Source organism: Deinococcus peraridilitoris DSM 19664 (assembly GCF_000317835.1).
GTDB lineage: Bacteria > Deinococcota > Deinococci > Deinococcales > Deinococcaceae > Deinococcus_A > Deinococcus_A peraridilitoris.
Genome location: NC_019793.1, coordinates 1,801,923 through 1,819,574, shown reverse-complemented (window position 1 = coordinate 1,819,574; position 17,652 = coordinate 1,801,923). Strand labels below are relative to the sequence as shown.

Below are 17,652 nucleotides of genomic sequence, written 5' to 3'. Positions count from 1 at the left end.
GCTTGAGCGTCCTGGGCTTCTACCTGCGCTTTGCCGACCGGATGGACGCGCAGGCCAACGCGCGCCTGCAGGCCCTGACCCGCCGTCTGCTGCAACACCCGCTGCCCGGCGTGACCGACCTGATTCCCAGTTACGCCAGCCTGTACATCGAATATGACCCCACCACCGTGAACGAAGCGCGCGTGAGAAGCTGGGCCGCGCAGCAGGGGGCGCAGGCCCGCACCGAGGAGCCCGGGCGGACCGTCACCATTCCCGTGCGCTACGACGGCGAGGACCTGCCCGAAGTCACCGCGCGCCTGAAGCTCTCGCGCGACGAGTTCGTGCGGCGGCACAGCGGCGCCGCCTACCGGGTCTACGCGGTGGGATTCAGCCCCGGCTTTCCCTTTCTGGGTGAGGTAGACGCCGATCTGCGCCTGCCGCGCCGCCCCAATCCCCGCGCGCGGGTGCCCGCCCACTCGGTGGCGATGGCCAACGCGCAGACCGGCATCTACCCGCTGGCGTCACCGGGTGGCTGGAACCTGCTGGGGCACACCCTGGTGAGCCTGTATGACCCGCACCGCCCGGAACCCTTTCTGCTGGAAAGCGGTGACGAGGTGCGCTTTCAGGAATCGGGCGGCGACATTCCGCCCGAGCCGCCCGCGCTGGAGCTGCTGCCCGCATCGCCGCAGCTCCCGCTCTTTGAGGTTGCCGCGCCCGGTCTGCTCGACCTGATGGTCGACATGGGCCGCCGGATGGTGGGGCGCTTCGGCCTGAGCCGCACGGGCGCGCAGGCCCCCGCCCTGGCGCGCCTCGCGAACCGGCTGGTGGGCAACGACGCGCACACGCCGCTGCTGGAACTGAACGTGCAGGGTCCGGTTCTGCGGGCCCTGCGAACGGGCAGCGCCGTCTTCGCCGGGTACGGAATGACGCCGCTGCTGAACGACCGGCCCGTGGCGCCCTTCACCACCTTCACCGTGCGGGAAGGCGACACCCTGCGCTTCGCGGGTGCGCCGTTCGGTGTTCGTGGCTACCTCGCGGTGGCGGGCGGGTTCGAATCGCGCTCGTTTCTGGGCAGCGCCTCGGTCGATCTACGCGGCCTGGTGGGGCGACCCCTGCGCCGGGGGGACGTGCTGGGCGTGGCCGCGCCTCGCCCGGTGCAGGCCGGGTTCTCGTTCACGCCGTACTTCCCGGCGCGTGACCCCGAAGTGCTGCGCCTGCTGCCCGGCCCGCAGGCCTCGCCCGCCGCTCTGCGCGCCCTGGCGAGCGGCACCTTCACCGTCAAAACGGCCGACCGCACCGGGGTGCAGTTCGAGGGAACGCCGGTACCGGGAGGGGAGATCCTGTCGGAAGCCGTGCCCATCGGGGCGGTGCAGGTCACGCCGGGCGGCACGCCGATTCTGCTGCTGCACGATCGGGGAACGCTGGGTGGCTATGACAAGCCGGCCCTGCTGCATCCCGGCGACTTTACACGGGCGTCGCAGCTCCGGCCGGGCGGCCGGGTGCGGTTTCGCGTACTGCCGAATTGATGACGAAGTCTAGAACCAACATGCGGAATATTCTTGTAAGAGTTCTGTGAGAAACCTCGCGTATATTACAGGTACTTCGTTCAGAGAAAGCCTCTGACGAGGAGACGCGAAGAACCCCGCCCTTTAATCGGGCACCTGGGACGGGGGGAGCGAGTGGTGCGACCGGCTTTTCGTCTGTTCCCTCTATTCAGAGAGGTGAACCCTTTACACCCACGATTGGGTGCCTAAAAAGAGGTATTTACATGCGTAACCTTAAAGTTGTTCTTGCTGCCCTTGCCCTCGGCGCCGCTACCACCGCCTTTGCTGGCGCGGGCCCTGCCACCAACACCGTCACCCTGACCAACGACATCAAAGACACGATTGTGGTGGCTGGACCAGTAACAATCTCTATCACGGAACTTGGGAAGGCATTCGCTAACGCCAATGCCACGCTCGCTTACAGCACACACGCTGAGGACAAGATTGGCGTCACTACCCGCAAAGTTCTCGTCAAGGCTACGGGCGTGCCCACCAACGTAACCGGCAGTGTTGCGTTCACCCCTACCGCCGCCCTTGGCGACCCTAACGGCGTCGGCTCCACCCAGACGCTGGGAGCTGAAGCGGCCCTCGTTACCGGAATTACCCAGTTCATCACCCAAGACGCTGCAGCCCTTACCTACAGCTTTACGGCCACCAAAGGCTTCATTGGCGGAGACGTCACCGTCACCTACACCCTCGCCGACGAGTAAATCAAGCGATAAAGGCGCGTCTGGCCTCTGGGTCAGACGCGCTTTTCACGAAGGTGCCCATGATGAACAAAGCCTTGTTCGCCCTCGCAGCGCTCACCCTAAATGCTACTGCCCTCGCGGAAGTTCGCCTGGAAGGTGCACTCACCCATCACACGACGCTCGCGCCCGGTGGCGTCTACAAGGGCACGCTCACACTCTCCAATCCTTCCGAAGCTCCAGCCCGCGCGACCATTTCGCTCACCGACTACCACTTCCAGGCAGACGGTACGACTAGTCATGATCCTGCTGGCACCCTCCCTCGTTCCAACTCCAAGTGGATTGCCCTCGACACCCACGAAGTCACGCTCCCAGCAAAATCCAAGATGGTCGTCCATTACACCCTGACCGCACCCGCGAACGCCATCGGGACGTACTGGAGTGCCATTCACGTCACGCCGGAATTGCCACCCGCGACGGGGAGCGGCCTCACGGTCCGCAACCGTATCAGCTTCATGGTGCAGGTCGTCGCTGACCTGCCCGGTGGGGACACGAAAGTGCGGTTCAACAACCCACAACTGCTGCGTGACGAACAGGGAAAGCTTGCCTTCAGTGTCGACACGCACGCCGAAAGCGAACGCTGGATCGTCCGGAAGCTTACCCTCGAAGCCTTCGATGACAAAGGTAAGCTCGCCGCGACCGTCACAAGCCGTTACCGTCGCCTGTACCCAGGCACGTCCTTGCGTGACACTTTCGCCCTGGATCTCCCGAATGGCAAGTACACCCTGGTAGTCATAGCCGACGACGAGGCCCAGGATCACGCTTTTGGAGCGCGTTACCAGGTCGAGGTGAGATAACGTGCTTGTCCGGCGGGCAGCGCTTGTACTGGCACTCACGCTGGGGTTGCTGCCCAATGCCAGCGCGCAGCTTCAGCTGAGAGGTGGCGTCGTCGAGGTCACCGAACGTCAAACGGCCACGCTCGCGGTTCATCTGAGCAACGAGGGTCCGGAGTCGCGTGACGTGCAACTCCAACTCGGCCTGCCCGCAGGCTGGGTGGTACTCGTTTCACCCGGCACCCTCACGTTGGCGCCAGGTGAAGCGAGGGTAGAAATGGTCGTCGTCCGTGTCCCCCGCAGTACTCCCGCCGGCACGCACACCGTGATGGTGAGCGTGAATAACGTCCGGACTGAAATGGGCGTGCGCGTCCCACAACGTGACGCCCTGCACGTGCGAGCACTGTCCGCGAGTGCCACAAACGGACAGGCTGAGGCAACCTTCCAGGTCCGCAATGACGGCAACGCGCCTGCCCAGGTGGCTCTTAGTGCTGCCGGCCAGGGTCAGCCACGCGTGACCCCGGCCACCCTGACTCTTGCCCCCGGCGAAATCCAGGATGTGCGGGTCTCCGGATCCGTGCCAGCGCACTTTGCTAAACACAGCGTGACGCTGCGTGCGCGCACCTCGGGTGCCGCGGCCGAGCAGAGTATCAGCGCGGATGTCCTCTCACCCGCGCCCGCTGCGGGTACCGCCCGGCATACCCTTCCCGGCGAAGTGCAGGTCGTCGGTGGGGATGACGGTCTGCGGTTTCGCTTTTCCGTGTCCGGCCCCCTCACGCCGAACGTGAACTTGCGCCTGAGCGTCGAGCCTCGTCATTTCGAAGCAGAAGTCCGCACGCCAGATGTCCGCGTTAGCCTGGGGCCCACCACGCCCGGCTTCTCCAGTTTCACTGTCCGCCCTCCGGCAGTGGCGCTGCAGAGTGAAATCTACAACACAGGCCTTGGCAATCTCCGCACGTACGCCGGTTTGCGTCGTGACCGTCCCGGTGAACTTGTCGCCGGTATAGAACTCGGCCAGCGCATGGCTTGGGGTGACGCGCGCGTGGCTGTCGACCTCGCTGCTGGAGGTGTGACGACCACCCTCGCCGCGCAGGCAGTTACACCGGGCGTGACCACCCGCGGGGAACTGGGTGTGCGAGGTGACGGCGTTGCCGTGAAGGGAGACGTCGACGTAACCCTGAACGACAACGCTTTGAACGTGCAGCGGGTGGGTGGAGGCGCTCGTTACCGCATGCCCGGCTTCGACAGCACCCCCACCGGGCGTGCAGACGCGGAACTGCGCCTGGGTGCGCAGGTGAGTTCCTTTGGCGTCGGGGCAAACCTGCGTGGTGGCGTCAACCTTGTCACCGCGAACGCTGTTACCGCCAGGGACGCAGAATTCGCTTTGCAGGTGCGGGACACCCGCATGGAGCTGCGCGCCGGAGTGACGTGGTCCGAACAACTCACCACCCAGAAAACCACCATAAAGACCAGCTTTGGTGCCGGTTATAAGTTCGACTGGGGACACCTCAAACAGGAACTCACGAATGAACGGACCGTTCAGGCGGGCGCTCAGGCGACGAACGCCTTGCGGTACTCCGCGAGTCTCGACTATCCCATGACCAGCGGCACGAACACCATCATCCTCAAACCCAAGCTCAACGTGGCGTTCGATCTACTCGGCGGCACCAGCCGCGTGGGCGGAAGCATTGAGGGAAGCTGGCAGGCTGAGAACGGCTTACGGGTGAGCGCCGGCGTCAGTCGGCCCGACTTCTCACAGAGCGGATTTGGTTTAAATGCTGAAGTCGATAAGTCCCTGGCGAACGGCAACTCGCTGCGGATCAGTCTCTCCCAAAACTTCGGCCCTGTTTCCAGCACCCAGGCTCGCGTGACCGCTCGCGTGCCGTTCGCCCTGCCCCTGTACCAGCGCACAGATATGGGGAGCCTCGAGGGGCGCGTCCTTGACCGTCAAGGCCAGGGCATTCCAGGCCTCACCGTGCAGGCACAATCGTATCTCGCGGTGACCGACGCGAGCGGAACGTACCGCTTTCCAGCACTCGTGCAAGGCGACCAGCTCGTTCTGTTGCGCGCGCCGGCGGGCCAATGGTGCACGCCGCCTCGTAACATCCCCGTGTTCGGTCGCCAGATTACCCGGCACGACCTTACCTGCGTTCCCGCGACCAGCACCATCATGCGACTCGTGTCCTACGTGGTCGGAGAGAAAGCAGAAGCTCCGCTGGAACTGCCCGGCATCCGTGTCGCGCTGGAGGGAAAGCTCGGCCGCTTTGAGGCCACGTCGGATTTCCTTGGCCGCCTGACCTTCGGAGATTTGCCAATCGGCAGCTACCAATTGAGCGTCACGCCCGCTGCACCCGCGCAGTTCAAGGGCTTGACCGTTGAACTGCCCGACACCGTGGATCTCGCCGCAGGTCGTACAGAGTTGTCCTTGCGTTTTGCGCGCAAACCTCGTGTCGTTCAGATGCAAGAGGAAAATCCGACGATTGTGCCCAGCCCAATTGTCCCCCTGCCCAGCGTCCCGGCGACGGGCCCAATCGAGAACCCGGGAGGCAAACCATGACTTTACGTCAAGACCAAAAGAAGTCGCTGAACACGTTCTACCGCCAAGCTAGCGTACTCGACCTGGCTTGTAGGCACTTTCCGCGGGCAACGTCAAAACATTTACCAGCCAAGGTGCTGGCGAGTCTTCTCGCATTCGCCGTTACAGGTCAGGCAGCCGCGGACGTCATTTCTATCACTGGTGACATCACCGTGACCTTCAACGCACTCGGTGCCGGTACCATCAGTGGTACCCCTGCTCTCTCGTATAAGACGGTCGGTCCGGTGACGACAGTCGGCGCCACCAAGCGAGCCATCACCGTGCGGCTCATTGAAGCTCTTCCACCGGGCGTCACTGCCACCGTGAACTTCGTGCCCAATACTGGCAACGGCACCTCGATGGGCCCCTTGACGCTCTCGACGAGCGCGCAAATTCTTGTCGACTTGATTCTCGCTGATATCGAACAACCGTCCAAGGCCCTTAATTATACCTTTAATTCCAGCAGCGGCTTTACCAGTGTCAACATCAAGGTCGAGTACACCCTGATCGACAATTAGGCGACATTGGTGACAGGATCTACTCGACCTTGACACGACAGTTGCCTTAGCCGTTGAAGCCCTCTTGATGTTCACGCGCACCAGCAGGCAATGCCATGGGGTGTCCTGACGTAAAGATGTTGATTGGAGTGGGGAGTCGTATGACGGTGACCGCTGAAGCGCCCATCAAACTCCTGGAGGTCGCCCGGCACCTGCCAGAGCTGTCACGTTACGCACCCGGGAATCTGCTGTGCATCGAGCGCCGGGGCCGCCCCTGGCGCCTTGCCTGGATTCGCGAGGCAGACGCGGGCACCGTGACGACGGCCAACGGCTTTGTCTACGACCGGATGAGCGGTGTGCGGCTGGTTCCTGCCGAGGGCGGCACCGACACCGCCTGCCCGCTCACGCTGGAGCGCCTGGAGTATCTGATGGTGCTGGAATTTCTGAAGTGCGCCGAGAAGATCAGGCCGGCGCACCTGCCCGCCAGCCGCGTTCAGTCGTTCGCGCCAGTCGCCCGCGCGTTCCTGCAGCTGATGGATGAACAGGGCAGCGCACCCGACGGGCGCCTCACCGAGCGGACCTGATTCCCTCAGTTGCTCGAATGCTCAGAGCCGTCTGTATCACTGCGATATGACCGCTCGGGCAGGTGCATGGTGCGCGAGCGCCATCCCAGCTGCATGAACGCCTCGTTGCGCAGGTTGCTCAGGCGCGCGTAGGAATCGAGCAGGGTCTGCTGTATCTCATCGCACACGCTCGATTGCGGCAGGGAAGGCGCGACAGCCTCCAGCGCTTCGAGCTCCCGTCCCAGGGCTTCGAGCAGAATGCGAATCGAGTCGCAGGAGCGGGGCACGGACATCTGATTGCCACTTTAGGTGAGTGACTTCTGTGCAGCATGGCAACGGAAGGCCCCTGGGTTCATGGCTCCTTGAAGCGGGCGACTGCGTGAACGCTTGCCAAATTCGCCCGGCGGGTTTTCGAGCAAAGCATGTGAAAAGCGGCCACATGATGAGGGGCAGGCTGCCCCTCATCATGTCGCTCAGTCGATTGGCTTGAGGTTCGCCAGGATCTCGGCTCGGCGCGGCTCCAGAAAGGGAGGCAGCACCACGCTCTCGCCCAGGGTGGCGGGGTCCTCGTCCACCGCGAAGCCGGGACCGTCGGTAGCCAGCTCGAACAGGATGCCGCCCGGCTCACGGAAGTACAGGCTGCGAAAGTAGTAGCGGTCCACCTCACCGCTGGTGCGGATGCCCATGTTGGCCAGGCGCTCCGTCCAGGCGTGGTACTGCTCCTCGTCGGGCACCCGGAAGGCGACGTGATGCACCCCGCCCGCGCCACCCTGCGCGAAGGGCAGGCCCGGCTGCACGGCCACGTGCAGTTCCTTGTCGGGCCCGCCCTGGCCCATCTCGTAGACGTACACGGTGTGCTCGGGAGTCTCGGGGTGGGCGTACTGCCGCACGGGCCGCATGTTGAGGGCCTTGGTCAGCACGATGTCGGTGGGGCGCAGGTTCGGCACGCTGATGGTGATGGGTCCCAGGCCGCGAATCTGGTACTCGGCGGGTACGGAGCTGCGCTCCCAGGGGTGGGTCTCGTCGCCGGCGCCGCCGTCGTCGATCAGGGTGAGGCGCTGGCCTTCGGGATCCTCGAAGTCGAGCACCAGCCGGGCGTCGCGTTCGCTGATGGTGCCGGTCTGCACACCGTGGTCGCGCAGGTGCGTTTCCCACCAGCGCAGGGCGCCTTCACCGTGCACGCGCAGGGCGGTGCGGGTGATGCTGTGCGTACCGCGCTGTTCACGGGGCACGTTCCAGTCGAAAAAGGTCAGGTCGTTGCCGGGGCTTCCCACCGCGTCGGAGTAGAACAGGTGGTAGGCCCGCACGTCGTCCTGATTGACGCTGCGCTTCACGAGGCGCATGCCCATGACGGCCGTGTAGAAGCGGTAATTCTCGCGGATATTGGCTGAAACGGCAGTGAGGTGGTGAATGCCGGTGAGGTCCATCGGGTGCCTCCAGAGGGTCAGGAAAGAAGTTTGAGGTTGGCTTCGATGTGCGCGCGCTGGGGCTCCAGAAAGGGTGGCAGGGCCAGACGCTCGCCCAGGGTGGCCGCATCCTCGTCGACCGCGAAGCCCGGGCCGTCGGTGGCCAGTTCGAACAGGCTGCCGCCTGGCTCGCGGATATAGAGGCTGCGGAAGTAATAACGGTCCACCTCGCCGCTGAAGGGAATACCGCTGCTCGTCAGGCGCTCGGTCCAGGCGTGGTACTGCTGTGCAGGCCTGAGCCGGAAAAGCTGGCGTCGGGCAGGGCTGTGTAGGAGGTTTCGGGAAAGGTCATGAGTACCTCGTCCTGCGGCAGGCCGCGCGCTCCGGAGTTCGGGCAGCGTGCTGTGGCTGGGTATGGGGTAATTGAGGGCCGGGGTCATCAGACCGTGAAGCTCAGGAGATTTCCGGCCGGATCGCGCACGCTGAGCACGCTGCCTTCTTCCGTGAAGGGAACCTCGGCGCTTCGCAGGCGCCCGGTGACGTTGTGTACGGCCGCGCCGTCCGGCAGCCGGAGCCAGGCGCGCTCCAGCTTGGCGCTCTGCGGGGAGGCGTCGGGGCCGTTTTCGCTTTGCCAAGTGTTCAGGCCGAAGTGATGGTGGTAGCCGCCGACCGACACGAACAGCGCGCCCGGCCAGCGGGCCACGACGTCAAAGCCCAGCACACCCGTGTAAAAGGCTTCGGTGGCCGCGAGGTCGCGCACCCGCAGGTGAATGTGGCCCATCACGGTGCCCTCTGGCGCGCCGGTCCAGGGAAGTTGCGCGCCGCTCTCGCTCACCAGGCCCTGAATGTCGATGGGGTCGCTTGCCATGCGCACCTCGCCCGCGTTCCACTGCCACTCGCCGCGCGGGCGGTCACGGTACACCTCGATGCCGTGCCCGTCGGGGTCGCTCAGGTAGAACGCTTCGCTGACCAGGTGATCGCTCTGCCCCAGGCGCAAGCCGAGGCGGGCGGCGTGCTGCAGCCAGCGGCCCAGATCGGCGCGCGAAGGCAGCAGCAAAGCGAAGTGGTAGAGGCCGGGCGAGTTGCGCGGTGACATCGGCGCACCGCTGCGTTCGTGCAGCACCAGCAGCGGGCGGCCCGGAACCCCGAGCTCCAGGCGCTGACCGTCCTGCTTCAGGACAGCCAGACCCAGCGCCCGCTGATAGAAGTCAGCGCTGCGCGCGAGGTCGGCGATGCTCAGCTCGACCGGTCCGAGTTGCAGGTGGGGGTGCAGGGCAGGGGTGGTCATGGGGCTCCTGACGGTCAGTACGCGACGCTGAAACGCCGGCGTTCGTGGCGTGGCCCTTCGAGTTCGTTCAGGACGGCCACGGCGTAATCTTCGGCGCTGATGAAGCTCCGGCCCTGCCCGTCGGTCATGAGCGTGTCACCACCGGTGCGAAAGGAAGCAGTGCGTTCTCCTGGGGCGATCTCAATGGCGGGGCTGAGGTACGTCCAGTTGAGTTCACTCGTGCGCAGTTCCTGCAGCACCTCACGGCTCTGCTGGGCTTCGGCCTTGTATTCCTGCGGAAACTCGGGCGTGTCGATCAGGGCCAGGCCGGGCGCGACCTCCAGGCTGCCAGCGCCGCCCACCACGAAGAGGCGTGTTGTTGCTGCGCTCTTCACGCTTTGCATCACGGCCCGCGCCACCTCGGGTACGGGGGTGTCGCCGGGTTTGCGTGCGGTGACGGACAGGATGATGGCGTCGTGTTCCCGGGCGAGTTGTGTGAGCAGCGCCGTGTCCGTAGCGTCACCGTGTACGGTGCGCAGGTGTGCGTGTTCACTCAGGGTGCCCGCGCGGCGCACGAGGGCGGTGACCTCGTGGCTTCGGTTCAGGGCTTCTTGCAGGATGCGTCCACCGACGAAGCCGGAAGCGCCGATCAGAAGAATCTTCATGTTGTACTCCAGGGTGGGGGAGGAAAGCAGTCAGGTGATGAGCGGGCCTGCAACGTCTGCTTCAGGCCCGCCCGGAATCAGTCGGCGGCCTGGGTGCCGGCAGCCGGCGCTTTGCGCGTCATGAGGGCCACCAAGCACGCTCAGTGCGGCGAGCACGGCGACCACGCCCGAGAGGGCGGCGGGAACGCGGAGTCCCAGGGCGCCGTCGAGCGAGTAGGCGCCCGGTCCGGCGATGGCAAGGGCAGTGGCGGTGGCGGCCACGATCAACGGGTATTCGTAGCCGCCGTCGGTGGCGAAGACTTTGGGCCAGTGGGCGAGGGCGATCGCCATGACCATCGTGGCGGCAACGGCGATGGCGCCGAGGGGCGTAAGCAGGCCGAGTGCGAGCAGCAGGCCGCCGCCGAACTCGCCCAGTGCTGCCGCGAGCGTCCACAGCGGGGCAGGCTTGAGGCCGAGGCTGGCAATCCAGCCCGTGGTGCCTTTCAGGCCGTAGCCGCCAAAGGCACCGAAGAGTTTCTGGGCTCCGTGCACGGCGATGAAGAGGCCGACGGCAACGCGGATGATGAGCAGGGCCAAGTCGATGTTCATGGGTGTTCCTCCGGGTGCGGGTGGACAGGACCGTGTCGTTTGGACGGCGGTGTACTGACTCCTCGACTAACTTTCTGTAAGTAACTATGTCAAACATAGTTGCGGATGTCAAGCCGCTCACGAAAAGTAAGCGGGGAAGAGTACACTGAAGACATGAATGACTTCGACCACGCCCTCTGCCCCCGCTACCACCGCGCGGTCGAGATCATCGGGCGTCGTTGGAACGGCGCCATCCTGCTGATGATGCTGCGCGGCGCCACTCGCTTCACCGAACTGCGTGGGGCCATTCCCGACATCAGCGACAAGATGCTCAGCGAGCGCCTCAAGGAACTCGAACACGAAGGCCTGATTCGCCGCACGGTCATTCCCGACACCCCGGTGCGCGTCGAGTACCAGCTGACCGACAAGGGCCGCGCGCTGCAGGCCGTCGTCGAAAGCATCAGCAGCTGGGCCGAGGCGTGGGTGGACCACGCCGAAACCGTCTCCTGAGAATCGTCGGCATGCCCCGGTCCTCCCCTCACGAGCGCACCCTGTCCGAACAGCTCCGCAATCCCGTCTGGCACGCCCTGCAAGGTCCACAGCGATGCTACGCAATCAGCACCCCGCAAGCGGCCCGCTTTCATCCCGACTTCGCTTCCCAGGCGGCGCTCGGTCAAGGCACCCCGCAAGCCTGGGATCAGCTGCGGACACTGACCGGCGCGCAGGAGTCCGTCGACCTCTTTCATGACGAACCACTGAAGATCGGTGAAGGATGGGAGCGGCGTTTCGAGGTGCCTCTCGTGCAGATGGTCCTGAAGTCCTCACCCGAGGTGAACTCGCCACGGCCCGGTGTGCGCATCGAGGCGCTGGGCGTTCCGCAGGTGCCTGCCATGCTGCAGCTCGTCGCGCTCACCAGGCCCGGCCCGTTTCGTTCGCGCACCGTCGAACTCGGGCAGTACCTCGGTGTCTGGCAGGAAGAAACCTTGATCGCCATGGCCGGGCAGCGCGTCCGGCTCGAAGGCGCCGGGGAAATCAGCGGCGTCTGCACCCACCCCGACTTTCGCCGCCGGGGCCTCGCGCTCGCGCTGGTGTCGCGCCTCGCGCGGGACATGCAGGCGGCCGGGGTGCTGCCCTTTCTGCACGTCAACGCCCAGAACACCGCCGCCATCGCGGCGTACACCGCGCTCGGCTTCCGTGTTTCGCGCGAAATTCGTGTCAGTGTCGTCCGACCGCTTGCCCACCACCAAAACCCCAGGGAGCATTCATGACCAGTCAGTTTCCCGCCGAAACGAGCAAGGACGGCGCCTTCGTCCGCCAGCGCTACCAGTTCCGTGGCCGCCTGAGTGCGGACGGCTCCTCGGGCTTTCCCTCCCAGGCGGGCCGCTATCACCTGTATGTCTCGCTGGCCTGCCCCTGGGCGCACCGCGCCATCATCGTGCGCGAACTGCTGGGCCTGCAGCAGGCCGTGCCCATGACCGTCGTGGACCCCGTGCGCGACGAGCGCGGCTGGGCCTTTCGCGAGGGCCCCGGTCACGGACGCGATCCGGTGTGCGACTTTCAATTTCTTTCCGAGGCTTACCTGCGCACCGATCCCGGCTACACCGGCCGCTACACCGTGCCCTGCCTGTGGGACACCGTCACGGGGCGCCTGGTCAGCAACAACTACCCTGACCTGACCATCGACTTCGAAACGCAGTTCACGGCCTTTCAGCGCACCGATGCCCCTGACCTCTACCCCGAGGTCCTGCGCCCCGAGATCGACGCCATCAACGAGCGGATCTACGAGGACGTCAACAACGGCGTCTACAAAGCCGGTTTCGCCACGACCCAGGAAAAGTATGACGAGGCTGTCATGGCCCTCTTTGCCCGCCTCGACGCCCTCGAAGCGCACCTGAGCACGCAGCGCTACCTGGTGGGCGGGCAGCTCAGCGAGGCCGACATCCGGCTGTTCACCACCCTGGTGCGCTTTGACGCCGTGTATCACCTGCACTTCAAGTGCAACCTTCGTCGCCTGACCGACTATCCCCACCTGTGGGGCTACGCGCGCGACCTGTACCAGCGCCCCGGTTTCGCCAGCACCGTGGACTTCGATCACATCAAGCGGCACTACTACCTCACGCACGAACGCCTGAATCCCAGCCGCATCGTGCCGAGAGGTCCGCTGCTGGACTGGAACGCCCCGCACGGGCGCGGCCAGCTGGGCTGAGTACCTCCATGATGATCGCTAGATCATCCGAGCGGCGCGAGTGTGGAAGAAAGTACGTCCTGGCGGGAATGGAGGGATGGAGCGCTGTTGGCGTAATCCCGGAATGTTAGCCAGGACGTACTTAAGCGAACGGCGGTGGGCCCTCTCAGCCGAACTGCTCGGAGGGCACCACCACCCGCTTGCCGCCCGTGTTCAGGCAGACGTACTCGCTGCGCCCGAGGTACACGGCCGCCTCACCGCGAAAGAGCAGGCGCTCATCGAAGGCACCCTCGTCGTACCAGACGCGCTCGACCTGCCCTACGCACCAGTCGTGGTCACCGGTCGTGACGACCTGGGACAGCGAGCAGACATAGGTCAGGTAGGCCTCCGCAAGTACCAGCTCCTCGCCGGGGTGAGGGGTCAGGCCGAGCTGCCCGTACTTGTCCGCGCCGTCATGCAGGCTCAGTACGCCCGCTCCCTGCACGGCGCGAGCGTGCTCGAAGGGCAGGAAGTTCAGGGCGAAGCGGCCCGAGGAGGTCACCAGGGCGTGCGTCGCGCGTTCGCGCCCGATGGCCACGCCGTACAGCGGGGGATCGCTTGACAGCGCGGCGTGCCAGCCGGCGCTCATGACGTTGCGCTTTCCCTGGTGCTCGGCGGTGACCAACGCGACGGTATTGGGGTAATACCCAAAGAAGCGGGGGGTGGAAGCTTTCACAGCCTTGTTATACGCGCTCGTGTTCTGCACCTTGAGATGCCGAGCCCGGAGGTAAGCCTGGCCAGGTATTTTGGTCCGGTCGGCGGCGGGAGGCAGTAATCCGCCAAAGCCCAAAAGAAGCGGCGCTCCACTGGTTGGGCGCCGCTTCTTTTGAATGTATGTCGCTTCTCAGCGAGATGGCTGGCGGGCTTGACGGTTATCGTCTGCCGGCTTGGCGATGCAGATGGACTTGCCGATGGCATTCACGGCGGGCACCTTCGGCTGAGCTTTTCCACCGCTCTTTTCAAAGCCCATATTCTTGCAGGTCGGCGTCGTCGGTGCGGGTTCGGTCGCGTATGCCAGAGAGCCAAAAGCGAGTGCGGAAATGGCCAGCAGGACTTTTTTGTTCATAAGTTCCTCCAGTATCAGCAGGCGCCGGGATGTCGTTGTTGGGGAGTTGAGCGTCTGTATCTCAGTATTCGCAGGGCTCATGGTTGCTTTTTGAGTAAGCTGAAGGTGAGACGGGGGTGTGGATCCTCAGCTGCGGTAACCTCAGGACGGTGCTCCGAATTTTGCGCTCCCAGAGGGCGTTTTTATCCGTAGAGGTTCTGTGGGCAGCCGCTGGGCATGAGTTTTTTTTCAATACTTGGGACAGCTTTTCGTGCGTCCTCATGATATTGCCTTGAGTTCATCACAATTCTCGAGCGCTGCGGCGGCGCACCAGGCTGCCTTCTTCGTTGGGGTGGCCAGTCCGAGTTTCCCGCCGCCGTCCGGCCTGCGCGCGGGTCACTCCGTCGTGGCAGTGGCGGACAGGGTGAAGTGAAACACACTGCCCTCACCCACGGTGGACTCCACCCAGATGCGTCCCCCGTGGTGTTCCACGATCTTGCGGCAGATGGCCAGCCCGATCCCCGTTCCATCAAACTTCTCGCGAAGATGCAGACGCTGGAAAATCACGAAAATCCGTTCGAAGTACGGTTGTTCGATGCCAATCCCGTTGTCACGCACCGTGAAGTGCCACATGGCTCCTTCGCGGACGGCGCCGATGTGGATCTGTGGTGTCACGTCCGCCCGGCGGAACTTCAGGGCGTTCCCGATCAGGTTCTGAAAGAGCTGCGTCAGCTGCCCCGCGTCGCCGGACAGGCTGGGAAGCGTGTCATGGGTGATCAGGGCGCCTGTTTCACGGATGGCCAGAGCGAGTTGCGCCCGTGCAGCGTTCAGGGCCTCGGTCACCCTTACGGTGCTTCGCTGCGGCGTGGCGTTCAGGCGCGAGAAACTCAGCAGGTCCTCGATCAGGCGTTTCATGCGCTGCACGCCCTGCGTGACGTGGGTGATGTACGTGTCGGCGTGCTCGTCCAGTCGACCCTGGTACCGTCGGGCGAGAAGTTCCGTGAAGCTCGCCACGGTCCGCAGGGGTTCTTGCAGGTCGTGCGAGGCGACGTAGGCGAACTGCTCCAGCTCCGCGTTGCTGCGGCGCAGCTCCTCGTTGGCCTGACGCAGTTTCTCTTCTGAGCGCTTGCGTTCGGTGATGTCACGAAACGTCACGACCGCTCCCTCGATCTCACCGCGGGCATTGCGCAGCGGCGTCGAGATGTACTCCACCGGGAAGCTCGTTCCGTCCTTGCGCCAGAACACCTCGTCGTCCACCCGGCGCACCGCACCATCGAGGCGTGAGCAGTAAATCGGGCACTCGGACGAAGGGTAGTGCTCGTCACTGGCTTTGGTGTGGTGGATCAGCGCGTGCTGAGATTGCCCGAGCAATTCTTCGCGCGAGTACCCGATCATTCTCTCTGCGGCAGGATTGGCAAAGGTGGTGAGGCCCTGCATGTCCACACCGAAGATGCCTTCGCCTACCGAGTCGAGCAGCAGGTGATTGAAGGCACTCACGCGCTCAAGTTCGGCGTGCGCGGCGCGCGTTTCGGTGATGTCGTGCATCGCCACGACCGCGCCCAGTTTTTCACCGGAGGTGCTGTAAATGGCGTTGCCGTTCGTCCGCAGGTAACGCGCCTGACCGTCCTGCGGAACGACCACCATGTCCACGTCGCGTACCCGTTCACCTGAAAAGGCACGGTAAAGCGGAATCTCTTCGGTACGCAGGGGCGTCACGCCGTCCGGCTGATACAGCCGGTAACGATCCGCCCACAGTTCGGGCGGGAGCGGTTCGGCAGGCAGGCCGTGCAGTGCACGCGTAGCACGGTTGAACACCGTCAGCACGCCGTTTGCGTCGCACGCGACGATGCCTTCGGTGAGGCTTTCGAGCATCGCCTGCATGAAGCTGCGCTCGCGCTCCAGTTCACTTGTGCGCTCCTGAACACGCTGCTCCAGCCTTTGATTGAGTTCCCGTACCGAGTCGTACAGGCGTGCTCGTTCCAGCGCCTGAGCGCACTGCGTGGCCAGTGTGATCAGAAAACGGCGGTCAGCGGTTCCGAACGCCCGATCTCGCTTGAAGCCCAGGATCAGGGCCCCCACCACGCGCCCGTTCATACTGAGGGGCAGCAGCGCCGATCCACGCATATCCCCACGCTGCTCTGCCAGGTGCGGATACTGCACGTTGATGTCCTCGCTTGTCAGAAAGCGGGCCACACCATCACGAATGATCTCGGTGATAGGAATGGAAAGCGACAGCGGAATTCTGCTGAAGCGCTGCACCATGTCCTCCGGGTATCCGCGGTGGGAAAGCGCTTCGAGGTGCTCACCGTCCGGGCTGACGAGCATCACGCCGCCCGCGTCGGCCTGCAAGGCGCTCAGGCCCTGCGAGAGGACGATGTCCACGACTTCTTCTTGCGACAGTGCGCCCGTGAGGGCCGTCGAGACGCTCTGCCAGCGTTCCGCCTGCAGTTCTGCCTGAACGCGGTCGGTAATGTCACGTGAAACGGCCAGAAAACGCTCCAGCTCCCCGCTGGGGCCATACATCGGGGAAACCCGCACGTTCCACCACTTGGGCGTCCCCGCGAAGGTGGGGCAAAAACCCTCGAAGAGCCCGACCCGGCCCGCTCGCGCTTCTTCAAGGGCCCCTTCGACTTGTGAGCGCATCGCACCGGACCAGAATTCCGGCCAGAAGGCATGATCGCACACGCCGAAGTCCGAGATTTCCATCTCCTGCATGCCCCCGGCGTTCATGTAGACCAGGCGACCCTGGAGATCGATGAACTTGATGCAGTCCCGGCTGGTCTCGATGATGTGACCGGCGTCTTTCAGACGTTGTCGTTGCGCGTGAATGTCCGTGCAGGTGCCACACCATGCAAAACCGGCGTTGCCCTGCTCAACAGGCTGGTACTGGCAGAGCATCCAGCGAAACTGCCCGTCACGGTGTTGCAGGCGAAGCTCAAGCGAACTGGTCTGCCTTTCCAGGCGCGCCTGCTGCCAGCTGGCCTGCACCCGCTGCCGGTCGTCCGGATGCAGGATGGACAAAAAATCCTGCTCGGTTGGGGAAACGGCATGACCGGTGAAGGTACGCAGACGCTGGTTGGTGTAGACCCACTGGCCTTCGTCATCCGTGCCCCACATCAGGTGAGGAAAGACGTCGAGGATGTCCTGCGGATCGACGGAGAAGGGTCGGCCCGACGGACCTACAGGAGACATGCTTTTAAGTCTACCGTATTCCTCATTCCCATTCAGGCACTCGGGTACCACTCCTCATATACCCGTCTCCCGTCGGCGCGATCATCCAGTGCACCCGGCGTCGTCCGGCGTGGTGAAGTCCTGGGTGAGAAAGATCTGTGCCCGGCGGGAATCTGCGGTGAGGGTTTTCGTACAGAGTTTTCGTACAGCACCCGGGCCACGCGTTTCCGTTGCAGGTGTGCCGGATACTCGCCGATTTCTCCGCCCAGGGTAGCCTGCCTGCGGCTGAGCGTTGGCTGAACAGGTAAGCCCGCCGGGCCTCTTTGCTGCCCCTGGTGATGACGCGCAACTGGGCGTGACTCAGCGTGGTCAGGGCCGCTCCGTTTCCCTGAGTTGCCGCAGAACATCGCTTTGGCAAGCCAGGTTCGCTAATTGCGCTGCGTTCAGGTCATGACGAGGTTCTTGAAGAGGCCCGGATCGGTTGCGCGCGTTCCCGCCGTGCAGGGCTTCTTGCGGCGTCGTACGCACTTGCTGGTGTCCTGCCGGACGACTGCCGTGATGACGGCTTTGACTTCTGGTGTGGGCAGGAGAATTTTCGGGATCGCATTGAATTGACAAATCTCGATGCGT

At 64.2% G+C, this 17,652-nt stretch carries 18 protein-coding genes and 1 riboswitch; of the genes, 9 read left to right on the top strand and 9 right to left on the bottom strand.

From position 1 onward, the window contains the following. The first annotated feature begins 2 nt into the window (after positions 1 to 2). The 6 genes from pxpB (at position 3) to DEIPE_RS08900 (ending at position 6,698) form a co-directional block, all read left to right on the top strand. Entirely contained in the window at positions 3 to 1,505 is a 1,503-nt protein-coding gene (gene pxpB / locus DEIPE_RS08925) for a 5-oxoprolinase subunit PxpB (protein WP_015235645.1), read from the top strand. Positions 1,506 to 1,598: 93 nt separating this feature from the next. Further along, positions 1,599 to 1,682, top strand: a riboswitch (cyclic di-GMP riboswitch). A 65-nt stretch (positions 1,683 to 1,747) separates the two neighbouring features. Then, positions 1,748 to 2,233, top strand: coding sequence for a hypothetical protein (locus DEIPE_RS08920; protein ID WP_015235644.1), 486 nt, complete (start codon positions 1,748 to 1,750; stop codon positions 2,231 to 2,233). Positions 2,234 to 2,292: 59 nt separating this feature from the next. Continuing rightward, entirely contained in the window at positions 2,293 to 3,066 is a 774-nt protein-coding gene (locus tag DEIPE_RS08915) for a FimB/Mfa2 family fimbrial subunit (RefSeq protein WP_015235643.1), read from the top strand. A gap of 1 nt (position 3,067) precedes the next feature. Further along, positions 3,068 to 5,599, top strand: a complete 2,532-nt coding sequence (locus DEIPE_RS08910; RefSeq protein WP_015235642.1) for an NEW3 domain-containing protein — start codon at positions 3,068 to 3,070, stop codon at positions 5,597 to 5,599. Next, on the top strand, positions 5,596 to 6,135 hold the full coding sequence (locus DEIPE_RS24930; RefSeq protein ID WP_015235641.1) for a hypothetical protein: 540 nt from the start codon (positions 5,596 to 5,598) through the stop codon (positions 6,133 to 6,135). The genes DEIPE_RS08910 and DEIPE_RS24930 overlap by 4 nt, the downstream gene beginning before the upstream one ends. A 140-nt stretch (positions 6,136 to 6,275) precedes the next feature. Continuing rightward, on the top strand, positions 6,276 to 6,698 hold the full coding sequence (locus DEIPE_RS08900; protein ID WP_041230801.1) for a hypothetical protein: 423 nt from the start codon (positions 6,276 to 6,278) through the stop codon (positions 6,696 to 6,698). Positions 6,699 to 6,703: 5 nt separating this feature from the next. Here the strand turns inward: DEIPE_RS08900 and DEIPE_RS08895 are convergent, their stop codons facing one another. The 6 genes from DEIPE_RS08895 to DEIPE_RS08870 all read right to left on the bottom strand — a co-directional run bounded on the left by DEIPE_RS08895 (position 6,704) and on the right by DEIPE_RS08870 (position 10,603). After that, positions 6,704 to 6,970 (bottom strand): hypothetical protein, encoded by a 267-nt coding sequence (locus tag DEIPE_RS08895; protein WP_015235639.1) that lies wholly within the window; start codon positions 6,968 to 6,970, stop codon positions 6,704 to 6,706. A gap of 180 nt (positions 6,971 to 7,150) precedes the next feature. Further along, a complete protein-coding gene (locus DEIPE_RS08890) occupies positions 7,151 to 8,104 on the bottom strand; it encodes a ring-cleaving dioxygenase (protein WP_015235638.1) in 954 nt (317 codons plus the stop codon). 17 nt (positions 8,105 to 8,121) lie between these two features. Beyond that, entirely contained in the window at positions 8,122 to 8,523 is a 402-nt protein-coding gene (locus DEIPE_RS08885; RefSeq protein ID WP_041230800.1) for a VOC family protein, read from the bottom strand. Beyond that, positions 8,523 to 9,371, bottom strand: a complete 849-nt coding sequence (locus DEIPE_RS08880) for a VOC family protein (RefSeq protein ID WP_015235637.1) — start codon at positions 9,369 to 9,371, stop codon at positions 8,523 to 8,525. Before DEIPE_RS08880 ends, DEIPE_RS08885 begins: the two co-directional genes overlap by 1 nt. Before the next feature lie 14 nt (positions 9,372 to 9,385). Further along, a complete protein-coding gene (locus tag DEIPE_RS08875; protein ID WP_015235636.1) occupies positions 9,386 to 10,015 on the bottom strand; it encodes an NAD(P)-dependent oxidoreductase in 630 nt (209 codons plus the stop codon). Between the two features lie 30 nt (positions 10,016 to 10,045). Beyond that, positions 10,046 to 10,603: a DoxX family protein gene (locus DEIPE_RS08870; RefSeq protein WP_015235635.1), complete on the bottom strand. Its 558-nt coding sequence runs from the start codon at positions 10,601 to 10,603 to the stop codon at positions 10,046 to 10,048. Positions 10,604 to 10,756: 153 nt separating this feature from the next. Here DEIPE_RS08870 and DEIPE_RS08865 point away from each other — a divergent pair, with 153 nt between their 5' ends. Genes DEIPE_RS08865 through DEIPE_RS08855 form a run of 3 tightly spaced genes read left to right on the top strand, consistent with a single transcriptional unit; the run spans position 10,757 to position 12,788 of the window. Further along, entirely contained in the window at positions 10,757 to 11,092 is a 336-nt protein-coding gene (locus tag DEIPE_RS08865; protein WP_041230799.1) for a winged helix-turn-helix transcriptional regulator, read from the top strand. Between the two features lie 11 nt (positions 11,093 to 11,103). Continuing rightward, a complete protein-coding gene (locus tag DEIPE_RS08860) occupies positions 11,104 to 11,850 on the top strand; it encodes a GNAT family N-acetyltransferase (protein WP_015235633.1) in 747 nt (248 codons plus the stop codon). Then, positions 11,847 to 12,788 (top strand): glutathione S-transferase family protein, encoded by a 942-nt coding sequence (locus tag DEIPE_RS08855; RefSeq protein WP_015235632.1) that lies wholly within the window; start codon positions 11,847 to 11,849, stop codon positions 12,786 to 12,788. The genes DEIPE_RS08860 and DEIPE_RS08855 overlap by 4 nt, the downstream gene beginning before the upstream one ends. 145 nt (positions 12,789 to 12,933) lie before the next feature. Here DEIPE_RS08855 and DEIPE_RS08850 read toward each other — a convergent pair whose 3' ends face one another. From DEIPE_RS08850 to DEIPE_RS22155, 3 genes are all read right to left on the bottom strand, one after another. Then, a complete protein-coding gene (locus DEIPE_RS08850) occupies positions 12,934 to 13,482 on the bottom strand; it encodes a flavin reductase family protein (protein ID WP_041231340.1) in 549 nt (182 codons plus the stop codon). 168 nt (positions 13,483 to 13,650) lie between these two features. Next, positions 13,651 to 13,872, bottom strand: coding sequence for a hypothetical protein (locus tag DEIPE_RS08845; RefSeq protein ID WP_015235630.1), 222 nt, complete (start codon positions 13,870 to 13,872; stop codon positions 13,651 to 13,653). A gap of 375 nt (positions 13,873 to 14,247) precedes the next feature. Beyond that, the gene (locus DEIPE_RS22155; protein ID WP_015235629.1) at positions 14,248 to 17,043 is read right to left on the bottom strand and encodes a PAS domain S-box protein; all 2,796 of its coding nucleotides are present in this window, start codon (positions 17,041 to 17,043) and stop codon (positions 14,248 to 14,250) included. Between the last annotated feature and the right edge of the window lie 609 nt (positions 17,044 to 17,652).

Bases quoted from the DNA above. Each gene is read 5' to 3' on its own strand.
- DEIPE_RS08860 (WP_015235633.1), top strand. From the start codon at position 11,104: ATGCCCCGGTCCTCCCCTCACGAGCGCACCCTGTCCGAACAGCTCCGC.
- DEIPE_RS08845 (WP_015235630.1), bottom strand. From the start codon at position 13,872: ATGAACAAAAAAGTCCTGCTGGCCATTTCCGCACTCGCTTTTGGCTCT.
- DEIPE_RS08895 (WP_015235639.1), bottom strand. From the start codon at position 6,970: ATGTCCGTGCCCCGCTCCTGCGACTCGATTCGCATTCTGCTCGAAGCC.
- DEIPE_RS08865 (WP_041230799.1), top strand. From the start codon at position 10,757: ATGAATGACTTCGACCACGCCCTCTGCCCCCGCTACCACCGCGCGGTC.
- DEIPE_RS08915 (WP_015235643.1), top strand. From the start codon at position 2,293: ATGATGAACAAAGCCTTGTTCGCCCTCGCAGCGCTCACCCTAAATGCT.
- DEIPE_RS08920 (WP_015235644.1), top strand. From the start codon at position 1,748: ATGCGTAACCTTAAAGTTGTTCTTGCTGCCCTTGCCCTCGGCGCCGCT.
- DEIPE_RS08880 (WP_015235637.1), bottom strand. From the start codon at position 9,371: ATGACCACCCCTGCCCTGCACCCCCACCTGCAACTCGGACCGGTCGAG.
- DEIPE_RS08885 (WP_041230800.1), bottom strand. From the start codon at position 8,523: ATGACCCCGGCCCTCAATTACCCCATACCCAGCCACAGCACGCTGCCC.
- DEIPE_RS22155 (WP_015235629.1), bottom strand. From the start codon at position 17,043: ATGTCTCCTGTAGGTCCGTCGGGCCGACCCTTCTCCGTCGATCCGCAG.
- DEIPE_RS08900 (WP_041230801.1), top strand. From the start codon at position 6,276: ATGACGGTGACCGCTGAAGCGCCCATCAAACTCCTGGAGGTCGCCCGG.
- DEIPE_RS24930 (WP_015235641.1), top strand. From the start codon at position 5,596: ATGACTTTACGTCAAGACCAAAAGAAGTCGCTGAACACGTTCTACCGC.
- DEIPE_RS08890 (WP_015235638.1), bottom strand. From the start codon at position 8,104: ATGGACCTCACCGGCATTCACCACCTCACTGCCGTTTCAGCCAATATC.
- DEIPE_RS08855 (WP_015235632.1), top strand. From the start codon at position 11,847: ATGACCAGTCAGTTTCCCGCCGAAACGAGCAAGGACGGCGCCTTCGTC.
- DEIPE_RS08875 (WP_015235636.1), bottom strand. From the start codon at position 10,015: ATGAAGATTCTTCTGATCGGCGCTTCCGGCTTCGTCGGTGGACGCATC.
- DEIPE_RS08870 (WP_015235635.1), bottom strand. From the start codon at position 10,603: ATGAACATCGACTTGGCCCTGCTCATCATCCGCGTTGCCGTCGGCCTC.